The 13,424-nt window shown below is 37.2% G+C and carries 16 protein-coding genes; 10 read left to right on the top strand and 6 right to left on the bottom strand.

Going from position 1 to position 13,424, the window contains the following annotated elements; genetic code table 11:
* Nucleotides 1-150 precede the first annotated feature (150 nt).
* Nucleotides 151-675, top strand: coding sequence for an SRPBCC family protein (locus tag AC106K_RS11950; RefSeq protein ID WP_482445543.1), 525 nt, complete (start codon nt 151-153; stop codon nt 673-675).
* A 132-nt stretch (nt 676-807) separates the two neighbouring features.
* On the opposite strand, the gene AC106K_RS11945 is transcribed toward AC106K_RS11950, so the two are convergent.
* Nucleotides 808-1,254 carry a DUF805 domain-containing protein gene (locus tag AC106K_RS11945; RefSeq protein WP_482445541.1) on the bottom strand — a complete coding sequence of 149 codons (447 nt, stop codon included), beginning with the start codon at nt 1,252-1,254 and terminating at the stop codon, nt 808-810.
* Between the two features lie 74 nt (nt 1,255-1,328).
* Between AC106K_RS11945 and AC106K_RS11940 the strand changes: the two genes are divergently transcribed.
* The 5 genes from AC106K_RS11940 (at nt 1,329) to rimM (ending at nt 4,468) form a co-directional block, all read left to right on the top strand.
* The gene (locus AC106K_RS11940; protein ID WP_482445540.1) at nt 1,329-1,778 is read left to right on the top strand and encodes a hypothetical protein; all 450 of its coding nucleotides are present in this window, start codon (nt 1,329-1,331) and stop codon (nt 1,776-1,778) included.
* Nucleotides 1,779-1,888: 110 nt separating this feature from the next.
* Complete coding sequence (locus AC106K_RS11935) at nt 1,889-2,524, top strand: DoxX family membrane protein (protein WP_482445538.1); 636 nt, start codon at nt 1,889-1,891, stop codon at nt 2,522-2,524.
* Nucleotides 2,525-2,634: 110 nt separating this feature from the next.
* Nucleotides 2,635-3,147, top strand: a complete 513-nt coding sequence (locus tag AC106K_RS11930) for a nitroreductase family protein (RefSeq protein ID WP_482445536.1) — start codon at nt 2,635-2,637, stop codon at nt 3,145-3,147.
* A gap of 200 nt (nt 3,148-3,347) precedes the next feature.
* A complete protein-coding gene (locus tag AC106K_RS11925; RefSeq protein WP_047098722.1) occupies nt 3,348-3,911 on the top strand; it encodes a 30S ribosomal protein S16 in 564 nt (187 codons plus the stop codon).
* Between the two features lie 14 nt (nt 3,912-3,925).
* On the top strand, nt 3,926-4,468 hold the full coding sequence (gene rimM, locus AC106K_RS11920; protein ID WP_482445534.1) for a ribosome maturation factor RimM: 543 nt from the start codon (nt 3,926-3,928) through the stop codon (nt 4,466-4,468).
* Nucleotides 4,469-4,578: 110 nt separating this feature from the next.
* Here the strand turns inward: rimM and AC106K_RS11915 are convergent, their stop codons facing one another.
* The 5 genes from AC106K_RS11915 to AC106K_RS11895 all read right to left on the bottom strand — a co-directional run bounded on the left by AC106K_RS11915 (nt 4,579) and on the right by AC106K_RS11895 (nt 10,068).
* Entirely contained in the window at nt 4,579-6,219 is a 1,641-nt protein-coding gene (locus AC106K_RS11915; protein ID WP_482445532.1) for a serine hydrolase domain-containing protein, read from the bottom strand.
* Nucleotides 6,220-6,304: 85 nt separating this feature from the next.
* Nucleotides 6,305-7,219, bottom strand: coding sequence for a helix-turn-helix domain-containing protein (locus tag AC106K_RS11910; RefSeq protein ID WP_482445531.1), 915 nt, complete (start codon nt 7,217-7,219; stop codon nt 6,305-6,307).
* A 156-nt stretch (nt 7,220-7,375) separates the two neighbouring features.
* Nucleotides 7,376-8,215: an SDR family NAD(P)-dependent oxidoreductase gene (locus AC106K_RS11905; protein WP_482445530.1), complete on the bottom strand. Its 840-nt coding sequence runs from the start codon at nt 8,213-8,215 to the stop codon at nt 7,376-7,378.
* Nucleotides 8,216-8,335: 120 nt separating this feature from the next.
* Complete coding sequence (locus AC106K_RS11900) at nt 8,336-9,142, bottom strand: helix-turn-helix transcriptional regulator (protein WP_482445528.1); 807 nt, start codon at nt 9,140-9,142, stop codon at nt 8,336-8,338.
* Nucleotides 9,139-10,068, bottom strand: coding sequence for a helix-turn-helix domain-containing protein (locus AC106K_RS11895; RefSeq protein WP_482445526.1), 930 nt, complete (start codon nt 10,066-10,068; stop codon nt 9,139-9,141). The genes AC106K_RS11900 and AC106K_RS11895 overlap by 4 nt, the downstream gene beginning before the upstream one ends.
* Before the next feature lie 371 nt (nt 10,069-10,439).
* Here AC106K_RS11895 and AC106K_RS11890 point away from each other — a divergent pair, with 371 nt between their 5' ends.
* Genes AC106K_RS11890 through AC106K_RS11875 form a run of 4 tightly spaced genes read left to right on the top strand, consistent with a single transcriptional unit; the run spans nt 10,440 to nt 13,323 of the window.
* Nucleotides 10,440-11,090, top strand: coding sequence for an LA_2272 family surface repeat-containing protein (locus tag AC106K_RS11890; RefSeq protein ID WP_482445525.1), 651 nt, complete (start codon nt 10,440-10,442; stop codon nt 11,088-11,090).
* The gene (locus tag AC106K_RS11885) at nt 11,087-11,548 is read left to right on the top strand and encodes a hypothetical protein (RefSeq protein ID WP_482445524.1); all 462 of its coding nucleotides are present in this window, start codon (nt 11,087-11,089) and stop codon (nt 11,546-11,548) included. Before AC106K_RS11890 ends, AC106K_RS11885 begins: the two co-directional genes overlap by 4 nt.
* A 19-nt stretch (nt 11,549-11,567) precedes the next feature.
* A complete protein-coding gene (locus tag AC106K_RS11880; protein WP_482445522.1) occupies nt 11,568-12,644 on the top strand; it encodes a fatty acid desaturase family protein in 1,077 nt (358 codons plus the stop codon).
* 37 nt (nt 12,645-12,681) lie between these two features.
* Nucleotides 12,682-13,323: a hypothetical protein gene (locus tag AC106K_RS11875; RefSeq protein ID WP_482445520.1), complete on the top strand. Its 642-nt coding sequence runs from the start codon at nt 12,682-12,684 to the stop codon at nt 13,321-13,323.
* The last annotated feature ends 101 nt before the right edge of the window (nt 13,324-13,424 follow it).

The following is a 13,424-nucleotide window of genomic DNA, read 5'->3' as shown; positions in this document are numbered from 1 at the left end:
ATGCTCAAAAATAATGCCCGAACAGGTTGATATGACAAAAATGCATTATCTTTAAATAATCTTGTCATATGGAAAGTGAGGTAGGAATATTTAATTTTGGAAAGAGATTCAACAGTCATCTTAAAATACATAACCTTAAATAAATAGACTATGAAAACATTCTTAAAAATCATTGGAACCATCCTTCTGCTGGTGGTAATTTATGCAGTAATTGCTATACTGTTTTTCAGTAAAGATTATCACTATGAAAAATCTATTGTCATTAACGCTCCGAAGGAGAAAGTATGGCAGCATGTAGGCTCTTTGAAAGGATACAATACCTGGGACCCGTTCTCTAAAGAAATAAAAAACTTCTCTGTTACCTATTCCGGTGAAGGGGATAAAATAGGAGATTCTTACCATTGGAAAGGAGATGACAGCGAAGGAGAACAAACCATCACTGAGATCGTTCAGAATGAAAAACTGGGTACTCAGCTTCACTTCATTAAACCTTTTGACGGAATGGCTAAGTGTAATTTTGTACTGACCCCCGAAGGAAGCGGAACGAAAGTAACCTGGATGATTGATAATGAACTGACGGCCATGATGAAGGTTATGAAGCCTATGATGAATGGCAATATGGATAAAATGTTCGGCCAGGGACTGAATGATCTCAAGAAAATTGCAGAGAAATAAAAATTATTTTCTGACCTTATAGTAAATTTAGGAAGACTGCTTTAAAATTGTAAAGCAGTCTTTTTTATGGTAAACCGTTGTGTTGAATGAAATGTTTTCAACAAAGCAAAGCTTTTTAAGGATGAAGTATAGCTATTTTCTTTTATTACAGTGGCAGTGCTGATGTCCACAATGTCTGCAATGGTTGCTGTGTACCATATTACTTAGCAGTGCATTCTGAAAGTCATCTGTAGTGGTATTGATGGTATCATTGCCTTCACCTTTAGGATTGGGGCCATATTTATTAACTCCATAATCACTGCCACCCAATACCATAAAGAAAAAATATCCCGGAATAAACTGATACAGTCCGCTGTTGCCTCTGTCATGGCATCTTCTGGCTCCTTTCAGTAAAATAAAAACAAGGAAAGGGAGTATACAGAAACCCAGCATTCCTTTTCCGTCTTCTGACAATTGATAATGCTTTTCAATTAACGTTAGCGGATAGGCTAAAGCATAAAATATAATAAGAGAAATGACATATTCTCCTCTGGTAATCCTTCCTTTGCGGGAGAACTGATTTAAAATTCTATGGATCATTAGTTTTTTTATGAAGTGACGAAAATATAAATTATTATTCTAAAAATATTATCTTTATATAAAGAATCGATTGTATGGAGAAGATTGTATTTGAAAAAAGTGATATCAGAGACTTTGTAAAAACTACCATTGCAGAGAAAATTGAGAAACTTAAAAATTTTATTGAATTTACCCTGGAGGCCAGCCGTGAAATTAAAAAAACTCCGAAATATGACAGCATAAGGGAAGAGATGCAGGAAGAAATCTATCAGATGCAACGTCAGCTTGGAGCTTTGAATGATCTTAAACGGAATATGGCAAAAGTCCTCAATACCGCTACCGAAAGAGTACAGCTGGGATCGTTGGTGATTACCAATAAAGCCCGTTTTTATATTTCAGTTTCATTAGGCGAATTCTTTTTTGAAGGAGATCGTTTCTATGCTATTTCCCCGGAAAGCCCTATGGCCAAAAAGATGATGGGAATGAAAGCCGGAGATGAATTTACTCTGAACAAGATTCATCAGAAAATCGTGGAGGTTTTATAGGAAAGATGCCAGATTATGGATTTTAGATAGAAAGGCCTGAAAGAGTGTTAAATACTCTGTAACGATTTAGCCTTAATCAGCAACTAATATCCATAAACTTACACTAATACATGAAATTTGAAAAATTAAGAACCAGCAGATTCAATCAGTGGGTAATCATTCATCTCCGCTACCTGATAGGATTTGCCTTTTTTCCATCGGGATTAGTAAAGCTTATGGGAAACAGGTTCACGAGAATCTCAACGGATAATCCCATCGGCTATTTCTTTGAAGCCTTATACCAATCTGGATTTTACTGGAATTTTTTGGGACTGGCCCAGATTACGGCAGGAATTTTACTGATGACACAACGCTATGCCACGCTTGGAGCATTGATGTTTTTAACGATATTAACCAATATCTGGATCATCACCATCAGCCTTTCATTCAAAGGAACCTGGATCATCACTTCTTTAATGATGATAGCAGTTCTTATATTGGTAATATGGGATTGGCATAAATTTCTTCCGCTTTTCAGTTATAATAAGACAAGTACAGTAAAAGAATATCCAGATCCGGCTCCTATATGGATTGTTGCAGGAATGATATATGCCGTCAGCTTTATTGCATTGTATATGCTTGATCCTGTAAAAGGGAATATATATGAAAAAGGATTAACCGGAATATTGGTTGTCATTATTTTATCAACTTTTGCGTTCAGTAATTATAAAGCTTACAGAAATCGCAGGTTAGTGTCGGATGCCTAATGCCATAATTATTTAGAGGATAAAAGCGTGCCATCTCTTCTCCAAAACTTTCAACAATTTCAATGATTTTAAATGGAACAGATTGACTTCCATGTTGTAAATTTGCAGGTATGAATAAAGCAGAAGTTTTAAAAGAAATTATAGAGCAAAGAAGAAGTATTTTCCCAAAAGATTATACCGATACAGAAATAACTCAGGCAGTCATTGATGAAATTTTACATTCAGCGACACTGGCTCCGAATCATAAACGTACGAAACCTTGGCGTTTCAAGATCTTCAAAGGAGAAGAAAAAGCAAAACTGGCTTCAGAAATGCAGGCGATCTATAAAGCGACTCAGCCTGAGCAGCTTTTCCTGGAGAAAAAATACAATGACATAGGCTTTAAAATCAATAAAGCAAACGTGGTTGTATCTATCGTGGTCAATTTCAGCGGAATGGTTCCGGAGTGGGAAGAGATTGCTGCGACTTCAATGGCAGTACAGAATATGTACCTTACCTGTACAGCAAACAATATCGGATGCTACTGGAGTTCTCCTAAAATTGTAGACTTCCTGAAAGAATCTTTGACGATAGAGGAAAACCAGAAATGTCTGGGGCTTTTCTATATGGGAAACCTGGATTAATAGCCCTGATTGAGCGGCCTGTCTGAGCTCTTTTTCTTTGCAAAAGAAAAAAGCGAGTAGCGAAAGCAGGTCCCCGGCTTCTGAGAAAATAATTGAATTTTTCAAAACTTTTTACTTGGGGCTTTTTACTTCAAACTTTTTTACTATCTTTGCACTCTTAAATATTTAACTGGGACGAGTTCCCGTAAAATTCAAACATTATGTCAGTAAAAATCAGATTACAAAGACACGGTAAAAAAGGAAAACCTTTTTTCCACATCGTGGTTGCAGATTCTAGAGCTAGAAGAGATGGTAGATTCATCGAGAAACTAGGAACTTACAACCCAATTACTAACCCGGCAACTATCGAGTTGAACGTTGATTCTGCTGTACAGTGGTTAAACAACGGTGCTCAGCCTACTGATACTGCTAGAGCTATCCTTTCTTACAAAGGTGCCCTTTACAAAAAACACTTACAAGGTGGTGTAGCTAAAGGTGCTTTTGACGAAGCTGAAGCTGAGAAGAGATTCAACGCTTGGGTAGAAGCTAAAGATGCAAAAGTTCAAGGTAAAGTAGAAGGTTTAGCTACTGCTAAAGCTGATGCTAAGAAAGCTGCATTAGAAGCTGAAGTAAAAGTAAACGAAGCTAGAGTAGCTGCTGCTGCACAAGCTGAAGCTGATGCTAAAGCTGCTGAAGAGGCTGCAAACGCACCTGCTGAAGAAGTTGCTGAAGCTACAGAAGGAGAAGCTCCTGCTGCTGAAACTGAAGAAAACACTGAAGCTTAAGAACAATTTCTGTCATGCGTAAAGAAGATTGCTATTTTTTAGGGAAAATCACACGCAGACATGGACTTGCGGGTAACGTGATCCTTAAATTGGATACCGACCAACCCGAGCTTTACAATAAATTGGAATCAATATTCGTTGAAATCAACGGATTATTGGTTCCATTTTTTATTGAAAAATCATCATGGAGCAAACTGGATGCTCTGAATCTTGCCTTCAAAAACTCTTCTGAGGCAATGGTAGACCAGGCTTTAGGTAAAAGTGTTTACCTTCCGCTGGCTTCTCTCCCAAAACTTACAGGCAAACAATTCTATTACCACGAAATCATCGGATTTGAAATTTTTGATGAAAATAACAATAACTGTGGAGTGATCAGATCCGTAAATGATCAGACTGCACAGGTGTATTTCATTACCAATCTGGATGGCAAAGAAGTGGTAATCCCTATGATCAAAGACTGGATTCTTGAAGTAGACCGAGAAGAAAGAACAATCAAAATGGAACTTCCTGAAGGTCTTATTGATGTTTTTCTGGTTCCTACGAAGAAAGACGAATAGTTTTGCAATAAGCAATAAGCAATAAGCAATAAGCAATAAGCAATAAGCAATAAGCAATAAGCTATTCTTTTTCACTTTTCTACATTACTTCATTAACGATTATTTATTACTCATTTTAAGGCGGGTAAAAGATATTCCTGTACCATCTTATCAGCCTGTGAATGGGCGTAAGGCTGGTTGTATGCCTTTGCTGTAATGACCATGACAACGGGGATTTCTGTAAATATGATAATCTTGTTTCCTCCATTTCCACTGCACTGATAGGCTTCAAAGTTTTTACTTCCTACTTTATAGACCTTTCTCCAGAATAAATATCCATAACCTTCAAAGTCTTTGTTATCGGCAAAATAATTGGTGAATGATTTTTTGACCCAGGCTTTATCTAAAATGGTTTTTCCATTCCACATTCCGTTATTTTTATACAACTGACCGAATTTGGCGAAATCAAGAACATTCATTCGTAATCCTCCGGCCAGTGAAGGCTTTCGCTGAGGAGTAAACTGCCATTGGTAACGGGTGATTCCCAGAGGCTGAAATAATTTCTGATCGGCATAATTTTCCAATCCCTTTGGAACTCTTTTATCCAGAATATCTCCGGTGGCAACAACACCTGCTGTGAAATAACTCCAGTGTTCTCCAGGTTTATTCTCTGTCATGGGTAAATCCAGTGTAAATTTTACCCAATTCTCCGTAGGATACATATTCTCTTCATTTCCGGGAGAATCTGAGTCTTCATCATTTCCATCAAACCCGGAACTCATTGTCAGCAGACTTTTTAGGGTGACGTTATCTTTCTGAGAAGAATAATTTTTAAATGCTTTCAGATCATAGAACTCTTTCAGATATTGATTTTCACTTTTCAGATAACCTTCTTTGATGGCAATCCCGGTCAAAGCAGAAGAAAAAGACTTTCCTACAGACCGTGTATCCTGTAAAGAATCTCTTCCGGAACCATTGAAATACTCTTCCAGCAACAGTTTTCCGTTTTTAATGACTGCAATGCCGGTAATATTTCTGAATCTGTTTTCAGCGATTTTTTTATTCAGATTTCTGATCATTCCGGGATCAAACTTCTCAGAAGAAGTAGTCCACCCACTGTTGGGCTGAATGGACTGAACGGCAATTTGAGCTTCATTGACATGTTTTTGGGGAACTTCCAGACTGATGGTTCCTGATGCAATGAGACTACCGATCTTTACTTCCGGTGTTTTAAGATAAGGACGGATTTCAATTTTCAAAAGATGCTTTCCAGCTGTCAGGGCATCAATTCCGTCATGTCCCATATAAAACCGCATCCATAAATACCTTCCCCATGAATCTTCATTTTGGCTGCTGAGGAGAGGAATCCTTAAAGCTGTTTTAAATTTTTTATTCTCAGGGGTTCCTGCACCTGTATTCAGATTCTCTGTGTAGATCAGCTTTCCGTCAACATAGAAAGTAAATTGATAATTTCCATTTCTGATGAGTTCCTCCACTGCCCAACCAGGTTCAAGCTGATGAAGATAATTGACCAGTGAATTGTCAAAAAAAGCATGAATGCCCAGATCTCCGTTTTCCTGAAATTGAGCAGAAGTAAGCATATCCGAATCTTTCAGGTTGTCAAGAGCAACATTTTTGGTGAGAAAGATAATTTTACCGGAATATTTTTTCTGAATCGGACTCTCAATTTTCTCAGGGTTGACTATATTGTTGCTTTGTCCCTGGTGAAGACAAGATGTAAAAATAAAAGCCAATAATAGAAATGGTTTCATCTGAAGAAGTATTTAAACAAAAATAATAAACTTCCTGACAGCAAAATAGAATGAAATTAACATGGCTATTTGGGAAACCTGTATGCTAATTGAAAAGCTTTCTGAACTCTCCCGGCGACTGATTCGTTTTTTGTTTAAAAAGTTTACTGAAAGACTGTGGATGTTCAAAACCGAGTTCATAAGCAATTTCGCTCACGGATAAACTTGTTGTGCTCAAACGTTCTTTTGCAGAATCAATTAATTTGTTCTGAATATGCTGTTGCGTGTTTTGCAAAGTATGAAGACGAAGTAAGGTTCCCAGATAATTGGGTGAAATATTCATCTGCTCGGCAATACATTTCACCGTAGGAATACCATTTTCTATGAGGTTTCCGTTTTCAAAATAGCCGGCGAGAACCTCTTCAAATTTATGAAGCAATTCATGACTTGATTTTTTTCGGGTAAAAAACTGACGTTCATAAAAGCGGTCAGAATAAATCAGTAATAGCTCAATCTGTGCAATAATCAATTCCTGGGTGAATCTATCGATGTTTGACTGATATTCTCGTTCAATATTTTTAAAAATATCAACAAGAATTCTCTCTTCCTTATCAGACAGGAAAAGAGCTTCTTTCACTTGGTAGCTGAAGAAATCGTAAGATTTTATCTTTCTGGTTAATGAAGTGTTCCACAGAAAATCAGGGTGAATGAGCAATAAAAATCCTGTGGGTTCTATCTGAATATCCTGTTTTATTTCCAGACTTAAAAACTGCTGTGGCGAAACAAAACACAATACTCCCGAATCAAAATCATACTGCTGCTGTCCATAATTGAATTTCGGATTGACATTTTTCTTCAGCCCGATCGAATAAAAATCCTGAATCCATTTCAATTCTTCATCTTCCACAATATAATGAACTTTGCTGTAATCTATCAGACTGATCAGAGGATGCTCAGGATTGGGAAGACCGCAGAAAGCATGAAAATCTGCAATAGAATTAAAACGGACAGGCTGTTTCATAATGGCTAAGTTAATTGTTTTTGGTAAAAGTTAATGCATTGTGCGAGAAAGTCTTCGGCTTCGGCCAGAATGTTTTACTTAATGAATCTATATAAATTAAAACAGTAAATATTAGGAATGTCATCCTGAGCGAAGTCGAAGGATATTATCAAACGATTAAATCGCTGTGGAAACCGTTAGGCTTTCCCATTTTTCAGCATCTTTCTTTAAAATATCGATCTTATTATGTAGAAATTCCTTGGTTCCTACCCCTAGTAACAGATGAACAGGCGGATTTTTCTCTTTACTGATCTGAATCAGAACATCAGCTGCTTTCACCGGATCATTAGGCTGATTTCCATTGATTTCATGAAGGTGAGCCTGCTCTGAACTTCTTGCAGCCTCATAAGCCTGAATAGGATTGGCAGGAGTTTTTACAGAATCCTTATTTAAAAAGTCTGTACGGAAATAGCCTGGATAGACAACGGTAGCATGAATTCCGAAATCTTTTACTTCTTCAGCTAATGCCTCCGTAAATCCCGCAACAGCAAATTTTGTTGAACAGTAAATTCCCCAACCCGGAAAGTTCCCTGAATATCCGCCCACAGATGAAATGTTAAAGATGTTTCCTGATCTTTGCTCACGCAGGTAAGGCATCGCATTTCTGATTACATTTAAGGTCCCGAAAACATTCACCGCGTAATTCTCTCTTGCTTCTTCATCGGTAAGTTCCTCCAGAGTTCCTATTTGCCCGTAGCCGGCATTGTTCACGACCACATCAATTTTTCCGAAATGTTCCACAGTTTTGTCAATTGCAGATTTTATATCATCATTATCGGTAATGTTGACGCCGAGCGGGAGGAAGTTTTCTGAAGTTTCTCCTATTGTAGAAATAAGGGATTCAACGGTACGGCTGGTGGCAGCAACCTGAAATCCTTCGGATAATAATTTCTTCACCAACTCGAATCCTAAGCCTTTAGAAGCTCCTGTCACGAACCATACTTTTCTTGTTTCCATTTTTAAATATTTTTTTGTTTAAATGATGGTACAAAGATGAAAACTTACAGGAGGGAAAATGTAGCCGAATCGGGGAAGGATGTATCCAAATCGTGAATGGTGATTTTACTCAGAAAGATTTTAGTGAGCTTTCAGAAGATTCCTGTATTTCAAAGGAGTGATTCCGATATTTTCTTTGAAACAGCGAATGAAATGGCTTTGATCTGAAAAACCACACTCCAAAGCAATATCCGTTAATGAAGAAGACGAATGGAGAAGCTCCATAGATTTATTAATCTTTAATTTCCGAAGATATTCACCCAGGTTGCAATGGAAATATTTATGAAAATCCCTGCTCAGGTGAATAGGGTGGATGTTCAGTGTTTTAGAAAGCTCGGTCAGGCTCAGGGTTTCAGCAACGTTTTCATGCAAGATTTCATGAACCTGGCTTACCCACAAAGGTTTTTTCTCTTTGATTTCCTTTTCATGGGTCAGTTGACTGAAAAGATGTAACAACAATTGATTGACAGCCATTTCAAAAGAGGTAGCATTGGTTTTCGTTTCTTTAAAAATCTGATGTACCAATAATTTGAAGGCCGGATTTTTGATATTGAAGCTGCCTTCAACCTTGTTTTTCTGAATGTCAAACCGTTCAAACCAATTTTGGGTGATCTCTATGTGGAAGCCTCTGGTAAAGACATCCGGTTTAATATTATAATGCGGATCTTCCCAATGATGATACAATAATGTACCTGCTGAGCATCCGTAGGTTTCTTTTTTGTTTCCTTCCGTCATATTACCCTGAAGGAGAAAGGTAAAGTAAGCATTTTCGTGATAATGCCAGTCTACATAAGGGTGAGTATATTCCGTATCTGTGATGGTTAACCCTTCAAAGCTGATTTTTTCATTGGTGTGACCAAAATATTCACCGTTACGGAGACTGTTCATGATAGATTTTGTTTTAAACGTTCAATCTGTTCATACATTTTATTAAAAAATACTTTCCTTTCCCGGTTTCCGGATTCATTCAGTGATCTTGAATTTTTGATCTGATGCTCAAAATAGCTCAGAGAATCTTCACACGTCAGTTTATCATTGGTCATCATATACCCGAACATGCTGAAAGGAACAAAAAAGGAGCACTGCTGATCATTCTTAAATAAAATACTATTGTTCAAAATTACCAAATCATTCACATAAATCTGAAAATTAGTTTTTTCCAAAGTTTTGCTTTCAAGTTCTTCTAGTAATTTCCTCAGATCATCAAGGATCAGGTCAACGTCGTTTTTCCTTACCAATCCCATTTCATAATAAAAAGAAATCTGTCTCAGAGCACTCATGATGGTCGTATCATTCCATATTTCTGTTACATTTTGTTTGTCATACAGATCTTTCAGCATTTCATTTTTTACAGAATGGTATTCCATCTTAAAATCATGGAAAGGGCTCAGAAACTTATCCTGATTCAGCAAATTCATCCAGACATAAAACTTGAAACGGGAGAGGATTGAATCTGAAATAGTATAGAAAAAAGGAATGTCCTTCGCAGAATAAAATACTTTGGAATGGGTGATGTCCTGGAAGACATTTAGAATCTTCAATGAATTTTCAAAATAATTCAACAGATCTTCAGTAGTTTTTACAGGCTGTGTTCTTTTGACCACCAACTGATTTTCCGTTCCCAGAAACTGATCCAGTGAGATCTGATAGTATTTTGCAAGTTCCAGAGCCTCTTCAAAGCTGAATTTAGCTTTCAGGGAAGTTCTTCTGTGGGCGGCATCGTAGCTGATGTTAAGGATGTTCGCAATCTCATCATTTAAAGATCTTTCCCCGATTTTTCTCCGGATTTCCTTCAGTAAAGCTTCCTGGTGCATGGTTTTGTGATTTTCACAAATGTAGTGCTTTTTTGTGGAAAGCGTTGTTGAGTTTGTGAAGGCTGGAAACATTTGCCGGGATATGGGGTTTTGTTTGATGAGGTGGGAAGCTGGGAGCTGGAAGATGGAAGTTACTTTCAGTTATAAATATTAATAGTCATTATAAGGTCAATTTACAATAACAAATCGTCATTTATTATTTCAACCTTCATTACTTCCCTTCTTCCATCTCCCATCTTCCTAACTTCTATACCCCCTCTTCCTCTCATTTTGTGATTTTCGCAAATGTGATATTTTTTTTAATTTTTTTTCACATTCGGAACTGTGGTTTCTGCTGATAATTTTGAACTGTAATTTTAAAATAATGAGTTATGAAAACACGAATCTTATTAATAGCAGTTTTTGTATTCAATAGCCTGGTCTATGCATCAGATACCTTAAGAGTAGATTCTTTAAAGCCCAGATTTATTGCGGCTTCCCCTTCAAAGAATGTCAGAAATGTCAACGGAATCCTGTTTAAATACTATGATGATGAAGAAGGCTTTAAGCCTAAAAAAGTAAACGGATTAGGAATGGGCTTCAACTTTCTTGGGATTTTTCTTCCGCCGTTGTTGTTTTTCGGTTTGCCTTCCATAGGTGATTGGAGTCTTAATGATGATTATATAATTGTTCCCCGGGAAAAGATGAATAAAATCAACGGACTGCAATTGTCACTGATCAATATGGAACCTACGGTAACGAATGGTTTAGAGGTCAATGTCTCCAGTAATATCAGCACATATGCCGTGATCAACGGAGTGTCTGTTTCTCCTTTTTTTAATCTGCATCATGAGATGAAAGGCGTTTCCGTTGCCCCGTTTGCCAATGTGGGAATGAAATGCAGGGGAATTCAGATTGGGCTGTACAACAGATGTAATGATTTCAGAGGAATCCAGATAGGAATGTGGAATGAAAACGGGAAAAGGAAGTTGCCGCTGATCAACTGGAATTTTAAAAGACCCAAAAACAATAAAGCGCTATGAAAAACTCAGTGGTCATCATTGCCGTATTTCTCTGTAGTCTGATGAAAGGCCAGCTTGAGAATCTTAAAGATAGCAAAGGTCTTATGTTTCTTCTCAATACAAGAATAGAAGGAACAAGTATGGGAAACAAAACATACTTGTCCATAGGAACAAAGCTGCCGGACGGGAAAAACTATTACAGTTTAAGAGGCCATTTCAACTGGTGGGATAAAAAGAAACTGCTGGTTATTCCGGAGTTTGATTATTTCAGAACGGTCATTTCTTCTCATGATTCCAAAGATGTATTTGATGTGTATGCAGGAGCAGGCATTACGCCTTATACCGTTTCTCCGAAAGCAGGATTTGTTTTCCTCTATTTTCTTTGTGCAGAAGTGGGATGGAACTTTGAATATAATACGTTCAATCAGCTTCCGGTGAAAGGTTTCCGGTTTGGGTTGGGAATTAATACGGTTTTTTAAATTTTAAAAAAGAAACATCATGAAATCCAAGATTAAATTTAAAAAGGCAACTTCTCCCTTTTATTCGGAACTGCGGGAAGAAGTGAATATTTTGCTGACAGATGAAGTGATCAAAAAGGCAAACAGGTTACTGATCATAAAATTCTTATCCTATTCAGTTATTTTTCTGCTTTTGTATGCCAATCTTTTTAATCCTTATATGGAAGATAAAAGCTGGGCAGTAATGCTGAATTATATCCTGTTAGGGCTTACAGGAATATTGCTGGCCTTCAACTGTTCTCACGACTGTGTACACAATACATTTTCAAAATATAAGAAGATCAACCAGCTTATTTATTACATCACTTTTAACCTTCAGGGAGTAAATGCCCGTTTGTGGAAAAAAAGACACATCGCTTCCCATCATGTTTTTCCCAATGTAGATGGTTGTGATGCGGATATTGATGATAATATTTTCATCCGCTTATCAGTCAATCAGCCTAAAAGAAAAATACATGCCTACCAGCATCTGTATGCAACGGTGTTATATTGTTTTTATACGTTACACTGGATTTTGATAAAAGATTTTATCTACGTCAGGAAGAAAGAGCTGGCGAATCTCAGAAATCAAAACTATTCATGGAGATCTGTGGCAGAAGTGGTCATCCTGAAACTTGCCTATTTTACTTATATGCTGATCCTTCCGGTTCTTTTTACAGATATTCCGGTGCTGATGATCTTATTGTCTTTTCTGATCATGCACCTGACCATTTCCCTGTTTTTTGTACTGACGCTGATTATTTCTCATCTGAGCCTTGAAACGGATTTTCCCAAAGCTGATGATAATGGGTATCTGCCTTATGATTATTATGAACACCAATTAGCAGTATCCCTGGATTATCATCCTACAAGCAGGCTGGCTAACTGGATTTTTGGGGGATTCAATTCCCACGCTGCCCATCATCTTTTCCCGGGTTTGCCCCATACGGTGTACACCATTATTACTCCGGCAATAAAAAAAGCCGCCGTCAGGAACAATTTTCCTTATCATGAAAAAAGTATTGCGAGTGCAGTAATTTCCCATTATCAGTACCTCAGAAAATTGAGTAAATGCTAAGAAACTGAATATGTTGTAACCTTAAAATAATTAAATCATGAAAAATGATCAACTGATCGTATTCCTGCTGATGTTGCCGGGATGGCTTTTTTCACAAAATGCCAAAAACGATACCTTGAATACAACAATGGATGACTCTGTTGCTTATAAAAAATATGATGACTGTGATGATGGGGAAGGAAATGTATTAATTGTAATCAAAAAAGGGAAACAATTTACAGACCTCCAGGACTTAAGAAAATCAAAAAAAGGTTTTGCCATCAAAATGGAAGCGATCTATAGTATGGAATTCACTGATGGAAAAAGATATGAGACCAATGTGGTAAAAAAGATAACCGCAGACAGTATTTCTATAACGAACTTCTTTAATGAAAATGCGGCTCGTGTTGCCGGAAAACCCTTTGAACAGATTCATTATCCGCTTTCCGCTCTGAAATACGTTCGTTTTATCAATGACCGGATGCTCTCCCTGTACAGTAAAAAAAACATTATCAAAGATTATGATCTGATCGTTACAAAAATGAATGATGCAAAAATCTGTCCGGCAGTTCTTAATTTTAAAAACAGAAACGGAGAAATAAAAGTCTGTCGTTTCTACCTGACGGATCAGGGATATGATCTCCTTTACGAAGACAAAGGGCAGGTCTATTATCTGGAAGGTAAAGTAGAGTGGAGATGAGGGTACTTTCTTTTCATAGTCATATCAATATTCATCGATTAATAGAGCAAAAAGCTGGTGAGTATTGATTAAAATAATATTTTTGTAGGATAGCTAGGATT

Source organism: Chryseobacterium sp. FR048 (genome assembly GCF_056844665.1).
Note: the sequence above shows the minus strand (reverse complement) of the source record. Positions and strands in the feature narration are given on the sequence as shown.